17 protein-coding genes and 1 pseudogene are annotated in these 17,958 nt (G+C 45.0%); 11 read left to right on the forward strand and 7 right to left on the reverse strand.

Features of this window, described 5'->3' with window-relative positions; genetic code table 11:
- Positions 1-26: 26 nt before the first annotated feature.
- Positions 27-287: pseudogene (locus ACOGW3_RS05225) on the forward strand (polar amino acid ABC transporter ATP-binding protein); the annotation flags it as partial.
- A 48-nt stretch (positions 288-335) separates the two neighbouring features.
- Here the strand turns inward: ACOGW3_RS05225 and ACOGW3_RS05230 are convergent.
- Positions 336-878 (reverse strand): GNAT family N-acetyltransferase, encoded by a 543-nt coding sequence (locus tag ACOGW3_RS05230; RefSeq protein WP_419902003.1) that lies wholly within the window; start codon positions 876-878, stop codon positions 336-338.
- Positions 879-1,188: 310 nt separating this feature from the next.
- On the opposite strand from ACOGW3_RS05230, the gene ACOGW3_RS05235 reads away from it, so the two are divergent.
- Together ACOGW3_RS05235 and cysE are read left to right on the forward strand one after the other, a co-directional pair.
- A complete protein-coding gene (locus ACOGW3_RS05235; RefSeq protein WP_419902004.1) occupies positions 1,189-2,439 on the forward strand; it encodes a leishmanolysin-related zinc metalloendopeptidase in 1,251 nt (416 codons plus the stop codon).
- A gap of 204 nt (positions 2,440-2,643) precedes the next feature.
- Positions 2,644-3,450: a serine O-acetyltransferase gene (cysE, locus tag ACOGW3_RS05240; RefSeq protein WP_419902005.1), complete on the forward strand. Its 807-nt coding sequence runs from the start codon at positions 2,644-2,646 to the stop codon at positions 3,448-3,450.
- 66 nt (positions 3,451-3,516) lie between these two features.
- On the opposite strand, the gene ACOGW3_RS05245 is transcribed toward cysE, so the two are convergent.
- Positions 3,517-4,392 carry a MurR/RpiR family transcriptional regulator gene (locus ACOGW3_RS05245; protein ID WP_419902006.1) on the reverse strand — a complete coding sequence of 292 codons (876 nt, stop codon included), beginning with the start codon at positions 4,390-4,392 and terminating at the stop codon, positions 3,517-3,519.
- A gap of 220 nt (positions 4,393-4,612) precedes the next feature.
- Here ACOGW3_RS05245 and ACOGW3_RS05250 point away from each other — a divergent pair, with 220 nt between their 5' ends.
- From ACOGW3_RS05250 to ACOGW3_RS05270, 5 genes are all read left to right on the forward strand, one after another.
- Positions 4,613-5,443 (forward strand): N-formylglutamate amidohydrolase, encoded by an 831-nt coding sequence (locus ACOGW3_RS05250; RefSeq protein WP_419902007.1) that lies wholly within the window; start codon positions 4,613-4,615, stop codon positions 5,441-5,443.
- 82 nt (positions 5,444-5,525) lie between these two features.
- A complete protein-coding gene (locus ACOGW3_RS05255; protein WP_419902008.1) occupies positions 5,526-5,966 on the forward strand; it encodes a TRAP transporter small permease subunit in 441 nt (146 codons plus the stop codon).
- Entirely contained in the window at positions 5,966-7,288 is a 1,323-nt protein-coding gene (locus ACOGW3_RS05260; RefSeq protein ID WP_419902009.1) for a TRAP transporter large permease, read from the forward strand. Before ACOGW3_RS05255 ends, ACOGW3_RS05260 begins: the two co-directional genes overlap by 1 nt.
- 156 nt (positions 7,289-7,444) lie before the next feature.
- Entirely contained in the window at positions 7,445-8,497 is a 1,053-nt protein-coding gene (locus ACOGW3_RS05265; protein WP_419902010.1) for a TRAP transporter substrate-binding protein, read from the forward strand.
- A gap of 75 nt (positions 8,498-8,572) precedes the next feature.
- Positions 8,573-9,943, forward strand: coding sequence for a glutamine synthetase family protein (locus ACOGW3_RS05270; protein WP_419902011.1), 1,371 nt, complete (start codon positions 8,573-8,575; stop codon positions 9,941-9,943).
- Positions 9,944-10,080: 137 nt separating this feature from the next.
- Here ACOGW3_RS05270 and ACOGW3_RS05275 read toward each other — a convergent pair whose 3' ends face one another.
- The 4 genes from ACOGW3_RS05275 to ACOGW3_RS05290 form a co-directional block, all read right to left on the reverse strand.
- Complete coding sequence (locus ACOGW3_RS05275) at positions 10,081-10,707, reverse strand: AAA family ATPase (RefSeq protein ID WP_419902012.1); 627 nt, start codon at positions 10,705-10,707, stop codon at positions 10,081-10,083.
- A complete protein-coding gene (locus tag ACOGW3_RS05280) occupies positions 10,704-11,492 on the reverse strand; it encodes an ATP-binding cassette domain-containing protein (RefSeq protein ID WP_419902013.1) in 789 nt (262 codons plus the stop codon). Before ACOGW3_RS05280 ends, ACOGW3_RS05275 begins: the two co-directional genes overlap by 4 nt.
- The gene (locus ACOGW3_RS05285) at positions 11,489-12,589 is read right to left on the reverse strand and encodes an ABC transporter permease (RefSeq protein ID WP_419902014.1); all 1,101 of its coding nucleotides are present in this window, start codon (positions 12,587-12,589) and stop codon (positions 11,489-11,491) included. Before ACOGW3_RS05285 ends, ACOGW3_RS05280 begins: the two co-directional genes overlap by 4 nt.
- 170 nt (positions 12,590-12,759) lie before the next feature.
- Entirely contained in the window at positions 12,760-13,851 is a 1,092-nt protein-coding gene (locus tag ACOGW3_RS05290) for a sugar ABC transporter substrate-binding protein (protein WP_419902015.1), read from the reverse strand.
- 181 nt (positions 13,852-14,032) lie between these two features.
- On the opposite strand from ACOGW3_RS05290, the gene ACOGW3_RS05295 reads away from it, so the two are divergent.
- The 3 genes from ACOGW3_RS05295 to ACOGW3_RS05305 are packed head-to-tail and all read left to right on the forward strand — an operon-like array spanning position 14,033 to position 16,910.
- Entirely contained in the window at positions 14,033-15,256 is a 1,224-nt protein-coding gene (locus tag ACOGW3_RS05295; RefSeq protein ID WP_419902016.1) for an ROK family protein, read from the forward strand.
- Between the two features lie 26 nt (positions 15,257-15,282).
- Positions 15,283-15,969, forward strand: a complete 687-nt coding sequence (locus tag ACOGW3_RS05300) for a D-lyxose/D-mannose family sugar isomerase (protein ID WP_419902017.1) — start codon at positions 15,283-15,285, stop codon at positions 15,967-15,969.
- 2 nt (positions 15,970-15,971) lie between these two features.
- Positions 15,972-16,910: a carbohydrate kinase family protein gene (locus tag ACOGW3_RS05305; protein WP_419902018.1), complete on the forward strand. Its 939-nt coding sequence runs from the start codon at positions 15,972-15,974 to the stop codon at positions 16,908-16,910.
- Here ACOGW3_RS05305 and ACOGW3_RS05310 read toward each other — a convergent pair.
- Entirely contained in the window at positions 16,907-17,887 is a 981-nt protein-coding gene (locus ACOGW3_RS05310) for a GlxA family transcriptional regulator (protein WP_419902019.1), read from the reverse strand. The genes ACOGW3_RS05305 and ACOGW3_RS05310 overlap by 4 nt on opposite strands.
- Between the last annotated feature and the right edge of the window lie 71 nt (positions 17,888-17,958).

Genomic DNA, 17,958 nt, shown 5'->3' on the forward strand with positions numbered 1-17,958 from the left:
TCAACAAAGCGGAGAAGAGCCAAGTTGTTCTCTTTGACGAACCGACCTCAGCTCTCGATCCTGAGTTAGTCGGAGAAGTCCTTGCTGTTATCAAGGATCTCGCAAATGAACACAGAACCATGGTCATTGTGACCCACGAAATGGCCTTTGCCAGAGACGTGGCAGACCGCGTAATTTTTATGGCAGACGGACAAATTGTCGAAGAAGCCCCAGCAACGGAACTTTTTTCAACGCCCAAGAGAGAGAGAACCAAGAAGTTCTTGAAGAAAATTTTACAAGAAGAATAAGTCTGAGATTTCCGATCTTCAGCGCGGAGCTGTAAAGTTAAAGCCCTCTTACAACTCGTCTGCAAGAATGGCATAAAAAACTTCATCCCACCAAGTACCATCAGGGCGAGGAATACATTGCTTGTAATGGCCTTCTCTTCTCATACCAACTTTTTCCATTACACGCCAAGATGCTGGATTTTCTGGCTGAGCAGTTGCGATGATCCTGTGCAAGCCCATAGTTCTAAATCCTAGATTGATAAGTGCTCGTGCGGCTTCACTTGCATACCCCTTACCTTGATAGGCGGGTAAAATCAGCCACCCTATTTCCCATGTTCGCTCGACAAACCAGAGATGAAAGGTCATTTCCCCGACAATCTCTCCTGTATGCTTGTCTTCAACGATAAAGTCTTGCGCCTTATCAGCACTTGATTTCGCAACGTATTCTCTGTGCTCTTCCTCATTGAAAACCCCGGACGGTATCCATTGTCTCAAGACAGGATCCTGGCTCATTGGCCTGGTTTCTTCCATGTCAGTTAACCGATATTTTCTGATCCTCAACCTGTCAGTATCTAAAGGAAGGTACTCTCCAATGGCGGCGGTATCTCTCATAGCCCGAACAATGCTCAATTATATAGAAAGGATTATTTATTCGAACTCACCTTACCGAAGCGCCATTAAGCATAAAAGAGATAAAATATAATCCCGCCTAAAGCTTGCAGGCATCACACCAGACCATTGAATATAAATAAATAAATTCAATCAATACGAATAAATTAATAATCATTAACTTACTTACAAATAAAACAACATACATGGGTATGATTATTGACGCTTAAGAGCTAATTTCTTGAATACTTCACATATTTTACATACAATTTTACTTAAATTCGCCCAACAATTACTATTGAGGGATTTTAACATGCGCTCCCACTCCACAGGATTACAAAGTGAAAACGAAATAATTGATCAGCAATTAAAATTTGCAACTGAGGCCAGCCTCATTCCAATTGAGATCAAGAGCGCACAACTCTCAGAAAATGAACTCGCCACCCTATTCCCGGAGGTAAGCCCAGAACCCGACCTCCTCTACTTGGAAAAACCAATTCATATTGAGGAGTTACCCACTCCACCCACAGAAGATCTCGCCGGACGCCTTCCACCTTCCAGCGATAACTTCTCATCCCTTACAACAGAAGCATCGGTGAGTATAAATCTATTGGCTGCGTCAGGAGCACTTGTCGAAACGGGCACTGGCACAACATTGAATTTACTTCCCTTTTTTAATAATCACGAAACAGAAAACACCCCCTACAGCGACAATACCTATACATCACCCTCCGAATATCACTCGTCCTCAAATGACCTCATTTTCCTTGATAATACTCCCTATGCAAAACCCGACAATCCAGGGAATGGCAATGGAAACGGCAATGGAGGAGGAGATGACGGTGGGGGAGATGGAGGTGGAGATCCCACAATTCTTGATGAATACCTGAGTGGCGATGACGGCACCCCGGATAGTCAGGAATTCAACATCCTAATCGACTTTAAAGGGACGTGGACTGAATCATTACAAGATGCCTTTGTATGGGCCGCCGACTGGATTACGGATATCATCATAAGTGATATTCCTGATGTTCGGTTCCGGGGGAAAACCATAGACGACATTAAGATTACAGCTGAATTAACCGCGATTGATGGTGAAGGCGGGGTCCTGGGTCAGGCAGGACCAACAGCCATTAGAACAGATGGCTTCCTTCCCGCTCTTGGGAAAATGGAATTTGACAGTGCGGATGCCAGCTATTTTGAATCTATAGATCTTTGGGATTCCATAGTCATACACGAAATGCTTCACACTGTAGGCTTTGGCACGATTTGGGATAATCTGGGGCTTATCAGCGGCCTAGGAACAAGCACACCAACATTTAATGGCCCTGAATCCGTTTTGGCCTACGCTGATTTATTCAGTGGTGTTGGGGAAGTACCATTAGAGTGGGGTGAAGGTGCTGGAACAGATTATTCACATTGGGATGATGCCCTGTTTGGCAATGAAATTATGACTGGATACATAAGCTCCTCCAATGTCATGACAGGTTTGACTGTCGCTTCTCTTGATGACCTTGGGTATGACACAGTCGATTGGAATACATTTGTCGAATTTACTGTTTGATGTTGGGAATAGTTAGAAGAGATATAACCAGCGTACCAATAATGGCCTATCAGCCGATATTGGTACGCTTGCGTTTGACCTCGAACAATAGCATTTGATTTTCAAATAGAGACAATCACAAATAATCATTTAAAATGATTCGGCTTCCCCTTATATCCATATACAATACCCACTCTAGGCAAACGCAACATCAAAGGAAGAGCAATGGCCTATACAGCTGAGCAAGCTGACACGACAGATATTATTTGGTCTTACATCCGAAAAGAGGCCCATGAAATGGTTGCCAAAGAGCCTGTACTTTCAGGTTTCTTGCAATCGACAATGCTCAGCCACAGCTGTTTAGAAGAAGCAATCAGTTTTCTCTTGGCGGAAAAGCTTGGCAATAACGCCGTTCCCGCTCAGCTTCTCGGCCAGGTATTTGAAGATGCCTTTAAAGCAGATCCATCGATCGTCACTTCGATACGTGCAGATATACTTGCCGTCTTTGAGCGCGATCCCGCTTGCACATCACACCTTGAACCCCTGCTCTACTTCAAGGGCTTTCACGCTCTGCAGTGTTACCGTCTAAGCCATTGGCTCTGGAACAATGACAGGCAGGCCCTTGCCCTCTTCCTACAGAACCGTATTTCGGAAGTCTTTGGCCTCGACATTCATCCCGCGGCCTGCATTGGCAAAGGCATCATGATTGACCACGGCACAGGTGTTGTTATTGGTGAGACAACTGTGATTGAAGACAATGTTTCCCTCCTGCAAAACGTAACGCTTGGCGGTACAGGTAAGGGCACAGGAGACCGCCACCCAAAAATTCGTCAAGGCGCATTGATTTGTGCTGGGGCCAAGATCCTAGGCAATATCGAGGTTGGCGAGTGTGCCAAGGTCGGAGCAACATCGGTTGTTCTCGAAGATGTCCCCGCTCACTGCACTGCCGTAGGTGTTCCTGCTAAAATTGTAGGCAGCTGTTGTCCACAGCCCGCTCGCGAAATGGATCAAAGCTTGCCTAAGCCTGATTGATCCCAAGCGTTAAAGAACAGAGAACCCAGGTTGAATCTTTAATGTGTTCACCTGGGTTTATCTTTTCTAGATAAACTTCTTGAACATCTTGGTTTGATCGAACAGCTCTTCCAAAGTTTTCATTCTCCCTTTGGTCTCTTCCCAGGTATCTGTTTGAACTGCGGCGATAATAGCCTCGACAAGGAATAGTGTCACAACAAGGGAATCCCACGCAGAAGGAACTTCTATACGACAGTTTAGGCTGTAAGCCGCTAATTTGGCTGCCGGAGACCCCCATTGATCCGTAAAGAGAATGAGCTTTACACCGCGTGATTTCGCAACTTCCGCCAGACGGAGGATATCATGCTCGTATCGCCTGATATCAAAAGCAACCAGCACATCACCTTCTTTCATATTCAAAACATAGTGCGCCCAAGTATTTGAATTAGGCGCAACCAACGTCACACCGGAACGCATAACCTGCATATGAGTGAAGAAATTATCTGCCATCGACCGGGTTATTCGGCCACCCACGACATGGATATCTCGATCAAGATCCGAGAGAAGCGCAACAACAGCATTAAAGTCTTCGGGATTAATTTGCCGAAGTGTTTGGCGCATATTCTCCATCACAGAGTCAGCAAAACGATTTAATATATGTGTGTCCGGAACGTTTTCAGCCCAAAGATCATGTTTGGCGATCGGGTTCGATATTGTGGCTTTCAGCTCAGTACGTAATTGAGCCTGCATTTGAGGAAAGCCACCAAATCCCATCTTTTTCGCCATTCTGGCAACAGTTGGAGTCGATACTCCAGATGTTTCTGCAACGTCAGTAATACTTCCCAAGCCAGAAACTGGATAGTCCTCTAAAATCGCATTTGCCAACTGCCTTTCGGCACGCGTTAAGCTATCAAACTTATTCCGAATGCGTTCCGCGACAGTAAGATTTTGATTTTCATCCATTTTCAGATTTTCTGTTTCCTGCAGGGTTTACGCCAATGGCCAAAAAGCTAATGCGCCAATAAGTAGTTAAAGAATGACTACTCTAAACACAAATGAAGAAATATCTCCACAAAATAATATTTTGAAATTTTCTTTTCAGAAAATATCTTGACTTTTTTTTTGGTTCTGAAAATATAATTTCAAAAATACCTAATAAAAAAAAACACCAGGGGTATAGTTATTGTCGAGTAAGTTAACAAAATCTGCAGACGAATCTTCAGCTGACGGCGTGGTTAAAACAACCAACCTGTCTGGCGATGGAGAGTTTGTTATCGTCTGCGAACATGCATCCAACTATATACCACCGAAATACGACAACCTCGGCCTTCAAGAAGATGAGCTAAAAAAGCACATCGCATGGGATCCCGGCGCTCTTGCCGTTGCACAAACCATGTCAAAGCTCTTGAATGCACCCCTTGTTGAACAATGTGTTTCTCGACTTATTTACGATTGCAATCGTCCACCCGAAGCACACAACGCCATGCCTGTTCAAAGTGAGATCTTTGAAATTCCCGGCAATAAAAACCTTTCTCAAGAAGAACGGGACGAACGCATAGCTTCGGTTTATACACCTTTCAAAAATGCGGTTTCTTCTTGTATCGATCAAAAACTTGCCGAAGGACGCAATCCGGTCGTTATAACTGTTCATTCCTTTACACCCACTTATAAAGGCGAGAAACGCGACGTTGAAATTGGGTTCCTTCACGACGAGGATGAGCGCTTTGCAAAAGGTTTAATTAAATCATTTGCATTAGAAACTGACATCTATGATCTGCGCTTGAACGAGCCCTATGCCCCAATCGACGGCGTAACGCACACCCTCACAGAACACGCCTTATCACGTGGACTGATGAACGTTATGCTTGAAATTCGCAACGATCTGATTTCTGATAAAGCAAGCCAACTTAAAATGGCAAACCAGCTATCCCAGGCAGCTTTAGAGGCAAGAGCAGTTCTCGTTAAAGAGAACAGCAGTTCTAGTAGCGCAAACCAAACAATAACGAGAAACTGAAATGTCCTCAACAATGCCACGCGCAATAAAAGCATACGTGAAATGCGTTGATGCAGTTAGCCGAATTACAGGGCGTCTAACCATGCACCTCATTTTCGTAATGATCGGGGTACTTTTGTACTCTTCTATCTCTAGAACAATATTTGATACCCCTCTTCTATGGGTCGTCGAAGTATCTCAATTCATGATGGCTGCCTACTATCTTCTTGGAGGCGCCTATTCCATGCAGCTTGATTCTCATGTGCGTATGGATCTGTTCTACAGCAACTGGTCACCAAAGAGAAAAGCAGGAACAGATGCCTTCACATCTATCTTCCTGGTCTTTTACCTCGTCATACTCCTCATTGGGGCCATCTCTAGCACCGCTTACGCCATTGAATATGGTCAGAAGAACTATTCATCTTGGGCTCCACCATTGGCACCAATCAAAATTATCATGACATTTGGCATCTTCTTGATGCTTTTGCAGGCCGTAGCAACGTTTTTTAAAGACCTCGCGAAAGCTAGAGGAGAGACACTCTAATGAGTTACGAATTAATCGCCTTAATGATGTTCTCGACAATGATCGTGATGATGTTGACGGGACAACGTGTTTTTGGCGCTATTGGGTTTGTCGCAGCAGCTTCTGCTCTATTTCTATGGGGTGACGGAGGCATTGAAATACCTTTTACGGCAAGCTTTAAACTCCTAAACTGGTATCCTCTCCTCACACTGCCGCTCTTTGTATTTATGGGCTACATGCTCTCAGAATCTGGCATTGCGAGCGATCTATATAAGATGTTCCATGTTTGGATGGGCCCCCTACATGGCGGTCTCGCCATTGGTACGATCTGCCTCATGGTTTTGATTTCGGCGATGAACGGTCTCAGTGTAGCGGGTATGGCAATTGGTGCTACGATTGCCTTGCCGGAAATGCTTAGGCGCGGATACGACAAGGTTATGGTAACGGGTGTCATTCAGGCCGGTAGCTCACTCGGTATTTTAGTACCGCCAAGTGTTGTTCTCGTTCTTTATGGTATGATCGCAAGACAGCCAGTCGGACAACTTTGGCTTGCTGGTGCCATTCCTGGTCTCATGCTTGCTGGCATGTTTGTAGCCTACATTGTCATTCGTTGTAGGTTGCAGCCTGAACTTGGCCCCGTCCTTCCGAAAGAAGAGCGACAGATGCCATTGGGTGAGAAGCTTGCTCTCCTAAAGGCCGGAATTCTTCCATTGCTGATTTTCATCGTCATGACCGGGTTCTTTATTGCGGGTTATACCAGCTTGGTTGAAAGTTCCGCCGTCGGTGCATCGGCAGCTACTCTGGCAGCTATTCTCAGACGTCGACTAACCATCAAGGTACTGGAATCAACAATTCGCCAAACTTTGGGCATCAGCTGCATGTTCATGTGGATCATCCTTGCAGCCCTTTGTTTTGGTGCCGTGTTTGATGGCCTAGGTGCGGTAAAAGCAATTGAACATCTTTTCCTTGAAGAGTGGGGCCTAAGCCCTTGGGAAATTTTGATCATGATGCAGCTTTCCTACATCGTTATGGGCATGTTCCTTGATGATACCGCAATGTTGGTAATCGTTGCTCCGCTCTATATTCCACTGGTTATTGCTCTTGGGTTTAACCCGATCTGGTACGGCGTACTCTATACCATCACGGTTCAGGTTGCTTATATGACACCGCCATTCGGCTATAATCTCTTTTTGATGAAAGCCATGGCACCACCTGAAATTTCACTAATCGATATCTATCGCTCTGTAATTCCTTTTGTGCTGATCATGGTCTTCGCATTGGTGGTTGTTATGTACTTCCCAGAAATTGCTCTCTGGCTGCCAGAATATATTAAAGGCAGCTAAGTAGAGTGGGGAACGGACAGGAATAATAAAAACGATAACAGGAGGTTAGAAGAAATAACAAGTGAAGAAGAGACAATACTAATAAGTGAAAGAGCTTAAATTCGGCCGGATATCTCATTCGGTTGTGAATGAATAATAACAGGGAGTAATATTATTATGACGAATAGACGCGAGTTTATTAAAAAGGCAGGTCTGGCTACCGCAGGTGCCGTAGGCGCATCAGCACTAGCAGCACCAGCTGTTCACGCGCAAACTCAGATCAAATGGCGCCTTCAAACTTATGCTGGCCCAGCTTTGGGTGAGCACGTGATCAAACCAGCCATCGATGCTTTCAACAAAGCAGCAAACGGCGAGATGGTTATCGAACTTTATTACGCTGATCAGTTGGTCCCAACAGGCGAGCTTTTCCGTGCCATGCAAAAAGGTACTATCGACGCAGTACAGAGTGATGACGATTCAATCGCTGCACCTGTAGATGTTTCTGTATTCGGTGGATACTTCCCATTCGGTACACGTTATAGCCTCGATGTTCCAGTTCTCTTCAACCAGTATGGTTTGAACGAAATCTGGGAAGAAGCTTATGACGAAGTTGAAGGCGTTAAATGGCTTTCAGCTGGTGCATGGGATCCTTGTCACTTCGCGACTAAAGACCCAATCCGCAGCCTGGCTGACCTGAAAGGTAAGCGTGTCTTTACTTTCCCAACTGCTGGTCGTTTCCTCTCCCGCTTTGGCGTTGTTCCAGTAACACTGCCTTGGGAAGATATCGAAGTTGCCATGCAAACTGGTGAGCTCGACGGTATCGCCTGGTCTGGTATTACCGAAGATTACACTGTTGGCTGGGCCGATGTGACCAAATACTTCCTCACCAACAACATCTCTGGTGCATGGTGTGGTTCTTTCTTCGCCAACGAAGAAAAATGGAACGAAGTTCCAGATCACTTGAAAACCCTCTTCAAGCTTTGCATGGATAGCTCTCACTACTACCGTCAGCACTGGTACTGGGGTGGTGAAGCACAACTTCGTACAGAAGGCACCAAGCTTGAACTTACAACTATTCCTGATGATGAGTGGGCAACTGTTGAAGCTGAAGCTTACAAGTTCTGGGATGAAGTTGCTGAGAACAGCCCGCGTTCCAAGCGTGTTGTTGATATTCTCAAAAAATACGCAAAAACAATGGAAAAAGCTGGTAAACCTTACCGTTACGGCTAATTCTAACGTTATGTCACAGCCCGGTCTTCGGGCTGTGACACCCCTAATAATCATTTAAGAATAAGAGCTAATCGAATGTCCGGTAACCTTTCCTTTGAAGATCTGAAACAGGCCGTTTCCAGCGGCGAGATTGATACAGTTCTTGTTTGTCTCGTAGACATGCAAGGTCGCCTCATGGGCAAGAGGTTCCATGCGGACTTTTTCGTGAAGACTGGCGCCTCAGAAACCCACAGCTGCAACTATCTTCTTGCCACAGACATGGCGATGGAAACTGTTGAAGGCTATAAATCCACAAGCTGGGAAGCGGGTTATGGCGACTACACCATGAAACCAGATCTTAGCACCCTGCGTCGCGTTCCTTGGCTCGAAGGTACTGCCTTTGTCTTGTGCGATGTTCTTGATCATGCAACACATGCAGAAGTTCCCCATTCTCCTCGCGCCGTTCTCAAGAAACAGGTCGCACGTTTGGAAGCAATGGGCATGAAAGCCTTCATGGCTTCTGAACTTGAGTTTTATCTCTTTGAAAAATCTTTCGAAGAAGTCCACAAAGACGGTTATCACAACCTGGAAACACTCGGTAAATATAACGAAGATTACCATATCTTCCAAACCACCAAAGAAGAAGATGTTATGCGCGCGATCCGCAATGGATTGCATGACGCAGGTATCGTGGTTGAGTGCTCCAAAGGTGAAGCTTCTGCCGGACAGGAAGAAATCAACGTCAAATATGATGATGCAATTATCTCTGCAGATAACCACGCCTTCATCAAAAATGGCTGTAAAGAAATCGCCTGGCAAAAAGGCAAAGCATTAACCTTCCTCGCCAAGTGGCACAACGATGCTGCTGGAAGCTCTTCACACGTGCATCAATCTCTCTGGTCTGCGGATGGCAAGGAATCCCTATTCCACGATCCCAACGGTCAATACGGCATGTCCGAACTCATGCGCCAGTATGTTGCCGGATTACTACACAATGCCAGTGACCTGACCTACTTCCTTGCGCCTCATATCAACTCTTACAAGCGCTTTGCAGAAGGCACCTTTGCCCCAACAAAAGCCATTTGGAGTAAGGACAATCGCACGGCAGGCTATCGTCTTTGCGGTGAAGCCTCTAAAGCAATCCGGATTGAGTGCCGTGTTGGTGGCTCAGATCTAAACCCATACCTTGCTATGGCTGCCCTACTTGCAGCAGGAATTGACGGAATTGAGAACAAGCGTGAACTAGAAGCAGAGTTCAAAGGCGATGCCTACGCATCTGAAAGCGCCCGCTCTATTCCAAGTACTCTTCGCGGCGCAACTACCGCTCTCAACCAATCAGAAATGCTTCGTACTGCCATGGGCGATGATGTGATTGATCACTACACCCGCGCTGCCGAGTGGGAACAAGAAGAGTTTGATCGCCGCGTAACCGATTGGGAAGTATCCCGCGGTTTCGAAGGGGCTTAAATAAACCGACACCTAAAGCATTAAGCGTCTGAGTAAGCCGTCTTCCCAAATAAAAAAAGCGAACCAGACGTAAAGCTCCCACCTTAACAGGTGGGGGCTTTTTAAATTTCAGAGATCAGGATTTTTAAACTTGTGCCCTAGACATACAAAATATCCGCAGGCACGGAGTTTTGGATTGTAAACTCAGCGTTTGGGACATCATTCGACAACGCTTTTTTCTCAGCCTCATCATGTGAAAATCCGTGTTCGAGCCACCTGTTGATCAACCTCACCCTTAACACATCCAAAGGCACTTCAAGAAAGATACTAAGGCCATAGTATTTTTTTAGCCCCCCCCAGGCGCCGCCTTTCAATAGAAGATAATTACCTTCTAATAATATAATGCGATGTTGCCTTTCAACCACACGAGCTCCAGCGATTGATCGGTCGCTTACTCGGTCAAAAATCGGTATGACTACATCACGGTCTTGAGCCATAACGCGACTGAGATCATGAGAAAGACCATCAACATCAAAAGTCGGCGGAGATCCTTTTTTATCTAATAAGTCCCGAGCTTTCAGAATGTCATTATCGAGATGGTAGCCATCCATCGGCATCTCAACCGTAGAATTAGCCCCAACAATCCGATTTAATTCGTCACATAGTGTCGTGGAGAGCGTTGATTTTCCTGAGCCTGGAGGACCCGATATTGATACAATTAAACGCGAGGTCGTTTCTGCCTGGAAAATAATTTTCTCAATAAGGTCATCGATGGATTTTTTCAAGCAGCTACAACTTCTTTTGGAGGCTCCTTCGCCCCGGTCATAAAGGCGACCGCATCAGACATAGAGTATTCTTTTGGGTTAATGACACATAGTCTTTTACCCAAACGGTGGATATGTATTCTATCCGCCACTTCAAAGACATGAGGCATATTGTGAGAGATTAGAACGATCGGAATCCCTCGAGCTTTAACATCCTTTATCAGCTCAAGAACCCGCCGAGATTCTTTCACCCCGAGAGCCGCTGTGGGCTCATCCATGATAATAACCTTGGAGCCAAAAGCCGCAGCACGCGCTACAGCCACACCTTGCCTTTGTCCTCCAGATAAGGTTTCAACAGCTTGAGAAATATCTTGTATCGTCATCAAGCCGAGCTCATTCAATTTTTCACGCGCAATCTTATCCATTACACCATGGTCAAGTTTACGGAAAAGAGATCCCATTATTCCCTTTTGGCGAATTTCTCGCCCCAGGAATAAATTATCAGAAATAGAAAGCGCTGGTGATAAGGCAAGATTTTGATAAACAGTCTCTATTCCTGCTTCACGTGCGGCCATTGGAGAGGAAAATTGAGTGGATACTCCGTCCAGCTCTATATTTCCATCATCGATATGAATTGCGCCAGAGAGAGCTTTGATTAAGGAGGATTTCCCGGCACCATTATCACCAATAACGCCGAGAACCTCTCCTGGGTAAAGGTCAAAATCAGCGTGATCAAGAGCGGTTACGCGACCATAACGTTTCACCAGACCTCTTGCGTACAGAACCGGTTTTTTCTCATCAATCATGCTGATAATTTCCTGATCCACTGGTCAATGGCAACCGCAATAATGATGAGCCAACCAATCGCAAAAACCTGCCAAAGCACGTCAACACCTGACAAGCGGAGGCCTGATTGGAAAACACCGACAATCAGCGCCCCAATTAGTGGCCCCATGATTGACCCTCGCCCACCAAAAAGAGAGACACCACCAATCACAACGGCTGTAATAGACTGCAAGTTGCCTTCGAAAAAACTCTGTGGTGAAACGGATCCCACTCTCCCAATGGAAGCCCATGCCCCAATTGCACAGATCAAACCAGCGACGGCATAGACAGAAACCAATGTTCTATCAGTTCTTATCCCTGCGAGTTCTGCTGCTTCCTTATCGTCACCAATTGCATAAACATGACGCCCCCAGGCTGTGCGATTAAGCACGTACCAAAGAGCGCCAAAAACCACCATCATCAAAATAGTGCCATAGGTTAATTGGGCACCGAAAAAGACTATTCGTTCCCCAAACCATTTCAACATAGGAGCGGTTTTATCAATATCCTGGCCCCGTATAGATTGAGCTCCGGAATACCAAAGGTTCAGGGCGTAGAATATATTCCAAGTCCCCAAGGTCACGATAAACGGTGGCAGCTTTAATAGCGTAATAAGCTTCCCATTCAGATATCCGCATAAAGTCCCGACAATAAATCCAAGCGGAATAGCGAATATAACGGGCACACCATAATCAACAGCAAAACGCCCCATGACCACAGAGGTAAGCACCATTATTGCTGCGACTGACAGATCAATACCCGCAGTAAGAATGATCAAACTCTGTCCCGCGGCAAGAATACCAATAATAGAAACCTGCTGCATGATCAGGGATAGGTTAAAGGGGTGGAAAAATTTTGACCCTGCAACCACGCCAAAAATAACAATACTTAAAACCAGAACGATCACGGGTACCATGGTCGGATTGCGATGAAAAAAATGCTGAACATGATCAGCAATAGATCTTTTCCTCTCATCAAAGACAGCATGTGCGACTTCGGTTTCAGGTAGTGACTTTTCAAAATCGTTTGTCCCGGCTTGGGCATCACGATCTACCTGAGGATTTAGGCTACGCGTCAAAATAACAACCACATCTTCTTAAGTTTCAGGGCTAAATCTTTAGGGGTACTCAACTACGTTTACCAAATAACCTTATGATGAAACATGATTTCATCGGCTAAGGCAATATAGGCCCTCTTTTATCGAAAAGGGCTGGCCATGTTAGATAGCCAACCCTTTACTTTGATCAATTATCCCCAGCACTTTTCTAGTGCTGTTTTTGTATCCAATGAGCTCACACCCTTTACTGGTGTATCTGAAATAAGCTCGACGCCAGTATCATAAAAATCCAGCCCAGCTGTATTTTTCGGCTTTTCGCCAGTATCAGCCCAGGCTTTGATCGCCTCAACTCCCTTAGAGGCCATAAGAAGCGGGAACTGCATTGAGGTTGCACCGATGACACCATCTTGGACATTCTGAACTCCAGGACAGCCCCCATCAACGGATACAATCAGGACATCTTTTTCACGCCCAACGGCTTTTAGAGCTTCATAAGCACCAGCGGCTGATGGCTCGTTGATCGTATAGACCAAATTGATCTCAGGATCTTTTTGAAGCAGGTTTTCCATGGCCTTGCGACCACCTTCTTCATTTCCTTGTGTAATATCGTTGCCGACAATACGAGGATCGTCTTCATCACCGATGTCTTTTGGATCTTTGATATCGATACCAAACCCGGTCAAAAACCCTTGATCCCGCAAGTAATCGACCGATACCTCTGAAACGTTTAAGTCCAGCAAGGCAATTTTTGCATTATCTGCATCACTACCCATTTTGGCTTTGGCCCACTCCCCAATAAGAACACCGGCTTTAAAGTTATCGGTTGCAAAGGTGGCATCTGCGGTATCCGCAGGCTCAAAAGGTGTATCGAGAGCAATAACGAGAAGACCGGCTTCACGTGCTTGTTGTACTGCAGGCGTAAGCGCAACAGAATCAGAAGGAGTTATCAAAATCCCCTTTGCCCCGGAAGCGATGCAGGTTTCTATTGCAGCTACTTGCGTTTCCACATCGCCATCAATTTTCCCAGCAAATGTTTGTAACTCAATGCCATTTGCCTTTGCACCTGCAAGTGCACCTTCTTTCATCTTGACGAAAAAAGGGTTTGTATCTGTTTTTGTAATTAAACATGCACTCACGTCATCAGCAAAGGCAGAAGAAGCACCCATTGCACCTAAGGCTACAGCACCCAGTAGACCGTACTTTAAAGAATTGAACTTCATGACAGCTCTTTCTCCCAGTTGTTCGAAGACTAGTTTTATCCAGTTATATTGTGAATTTTCCAAAGGCTTATTCAGATGCCCTTCTTAAAGCCAACACCATCACGCATAATCTGTCAATAAATAAATCACTCTGATTTATTTATTGACCTAGCCCTTTTTTTATTGATGATCATTTACATGTATCTATTCAAAGGTTCTATAAGAGCATAGTGGAAATCAAGACAACAAACTTTGGGGAAACCAGGTGAACATTGAGACACGATCAGTACCAAACTCTGATTTGAACCATCAAACTCGTGGATCAAATCAAAGCAGTATGCGTGCCTACAATGAACGGCTTGTCCTTTCTTTGGTTAGAAGACACGGCCAGCTGGCCAAAATGAAAATATCTCGCATGACAGGATTATCTGCGCAAACAGTCTCGGTTATTATGCGTGCCCTAGAAGCAGATGGCCTGCTTATTAAAGGCGAACCCGTTCGCGGCAAAGTGGGACAACCATCCATCCCCCTTTCCTTAAACCCTGATGGCGCCTACTTCATAGGCTTAAAGATTGGTAGACGAAGCTCAGAACTGGTTCTTGTTGACTTTCTAGGTACTGTCCGTAAAAAAATAATTCATACCTACCCTTTCCCAGAGCCAAAAGGTATCGAACAGTTCGTTACTCAAAGCATTATTGAACTGGAAAACAGCCTTGGGCCTCAAGCGGATAAAATATCAGGATTGGGTATAGCCATGCCGTTTGAGTTATGGAACTGGGCCGAAGAAATCGACGCACCCAAGGCTCGAATGGATGCTTGGAAAACTTACGATATACGTGCTGTCCTGAGTGAAAAATATCCCTACCCCGTATACTTGCAGAACGATGCCACGGCAGCTTGCGGTGCAGAGCTCGCATTTGGTGAGAACCAGAATAAACGTGACTTCGTCTATTTTTACATCGGAACTTTTGTTGGGGGCGGCGTTGTCATTAATGGCAGCCTTTTTTCAGGGCGTACCGGCAATGCCGGCGCTTTGGGATCCATGTTAATTAACGATGGAACCGGTAATAGCTGCCAACTTATTGACGAAGCTTCAATCGTTACATTCGAACGATTACTACAAAAGGAAAACAAAGACCCCTCTCCTCTCTGGAAGTCGGATGAAGGATGGGATCAATTCGGTGAAAATACAGATCTGTGGTTAAAGAAAGTCTCCAGAGGTCTGGCACAAGCAATAATATCTTCTGCCGCACTGATCGATATAGAAGCTGTCATTATCGATGGGGCTTTTCCTCAATATATCAGAGATAAAATTGTAAAATCCACTCACGAAGCACTTGATGATTTTGATCTTCAAGGAATTCAAAAACCAACTGTTGTACCAGGATCCTTAGGACCGGTAGCCCGAGCCTTAGGGGGGGCTAGTTTACCTTTGTTTGATCGCTACCTAGTCGATCAAAACGCTCTCCTGGTACACCAAGCCATTTAAAAACAGCTCACTAGAGGTCGATCAAAATGAAACGCTCTGAAGTCAATGACATCCTGATGGAAGCTGATCAATTTATAAAAGCAAAAGGGTATATATTACCTCCCTTTGCTTATCTCACTCCTGATGAATTTAAAGCCGAAAAATTGAAACTTGATGGCATTACCAAGGCTCGATTGGGCTGGGATATTACTGATTATGGCTTAGGTAAATTCGATGAGCTAGGCCTATTTCTCTTCACGGTCCGTAACGGCTTTGCTGAGGATTTAAAGGCTGGTAGAGGCATGCTTTATGCTGAGAAAATTATGATCTCAAAGAAAGATCAAATATCCCCTATGCACCGTCATAACTTCAAAGCTGAAGACATTATCAACCGGGGTGGGGGAGATCTGATCCTAGAACTGTTTATGTCTGATGAAGAGGGAAATATTGATCCAGAAGCGAAAGTCGTCGTCCCCTGCGATGGTGTATTAAAAGAGTTAAAACCCGGTAGCCTGTTAAAATTGGCTCCAGGCGAAAGTGTTACCCTCTTGCCTGGCGTCTGGCATGCTTTTTGGGGAGAGAAGGAAGACGTACTTATCGGTGAAGTATCTACCGTAAACGACGATTTAACGGATAACGTCTTTAGAGAAAAGATTGGTCGTTTTTCAAATATAACAGAAGATGTAGCGCCCCAACATCTACTCGTTTCAGATTATAACAACTGGTTAGACTAAACATGATCATCTGCTGTGGCGAAGCACTTATAGATATGGTGCCAATAGAAGGCTGTACAGGGTCTTTAGGAAACAATAACGGTTATCACCCTATCTCGGGAGGGGCAATTTTCAACACCGCTATCGCACTGGGCAGACTGGGTGTGCCAACTGGTTTCTTAAGCGGACTTTCAAACGACCTATTTGGTCAGCAACTCTGTGACAGTCTCAGTGAATCTGGAGTTGATTATCGTTATTCCAACAGAATGGATGCCCCTACCACCCTCTCCTTTGTAAAGCTGATTAATGGTCAGGCATCTTATGCTTTTTATGATGAAAATACAGCAGGCCGCCTTCTAGATCTTAGCCATCTCCCCAGTCTTCTTGCAAACACTCAAGCATTACATTTTGGAGCGATTAGCCTGATACCAGAACCTTGTGGTTCAACTTATGAAGCGCTTATGAAACGTGAATACAAAGGCCGAATTATTTCCTTTGACCCTAATATTCGGACCAGTTTTATAAGCGACGAAATTTCATATCGTAAACGTATCGACCGTATGCTTGGCATGAGTGACATCGTCAAAATATCCGATGAAGATTTGAACTGGTTGGCCCCCGGCGCCAATATCCACGACTTTGCTCATCAACTTCTGGAAAAGAACAGCTCTCTGGTTCTTTATACGGAGGGAGCCAAAGGCGCGACAGCCTTCACTAAAACGGTCAAATACTTTGAGCCAGGCCTGCAGGTTGAGATGATCGATGCGATCGGTGCCGGAGATAGCTTTAATGCCGGTGTTTTAGCCAGCCTTTATCAGCAAGAACTTTTGACAAAAAGAAAACTTAAAGAACTCTCCGAGGAACAAATTAGATCTGCATTAAGACAAGGCAATAAGGTTGCCGCCTTTACTGTTACCCAAACGGGCTCGAACCCACCTTGGAAGAAGCAAATCAATCTCTAGAGATAGTGCTTTCTTTCTGAAGAAGGCGTGTGGCCAAACCGTTTTTTATAAGCAACACCAAATTGACTTTGGGATTCAAACCCAGTCGCGGATGAGATTTCCGAGATCAAGAATTCTGTCTGTCTTAATAAGTGAAAAGCCCGGTCCAACCGCAGTCTCAAATAATACTGTTGTGGTGAAAATTGAAAATGTTGTTCAAATAATCGACCGAGTTGCCGTTGCGAAAGAAAGACGCGCCCAGCAATATCAGGAATACTAACCAGCGTCTCAAGGTTACCTTCCATGATCTCTAGTGCTGAGCGCAATTTTTCGTTTCTAATTGCAGAGCGAGCCGAGCTGGACAAATCTATTTGTTCGCTTTGATCTCTAATATTTTCGCGAACCAATCGCTCATTTATTTGAGAAGCAAAATGAAACCCAAATCGCTGCCCCATAATTGTCAAAATCATATCCAGAGCCGCCATACCTCCAGCACAGGTAAATCTTTGACGGTCCAGCTCAAAAAGATGACTGGTAACCTCCAACTCCGGGAACATTTCTTTAAAAGCTGTCATTTCCTGCCAGTGTATGGTGCAGCGATACCCATTGAGCAAGCCAGCATGCGCCAACACCCAACTACCACTTGTTATTCCCCCAACAGAACAGCCCATTCGATCCAGATGCCTGAGCCAGCTTAATACACCTTCATCATTGTAATCATGGACATTCTTAGAGCTGCAAACAGCTAAGCGATCAAAACGAAGATCAGTGCCATAAACTAAATCCGGAATAATCGTTAAATTGTTGGCCGATTTTATCGGATCCGAGGATGCTGCGACAGTGCACCATGAATAGACTTCAGCTTCAGCGATCTCATTTGCAATACGGAATGCTTCAGCCAAAGTCGAATATGCAAGTAGAGAAAAGCCTGGTGTCAGCAACAAACCAATTTGCTCGGTTTGACTATATTTTTCCACTACATTGACCATTGAGTCCATATATCACTAATTAACGTCCAATAAAAAAGAAATATTACGTATAAATATCCTTAGGCTGTTCCTAACGAATA

It is taken from the genome of Kiloniella sp., from assembly GCF_965205715.1.
Taxonomy (GTDB): Bacteria; Pseudomonadota; Alphaproteobacteria; order Kiloniellales; family Kiloniellaceae; genus Kiloniella.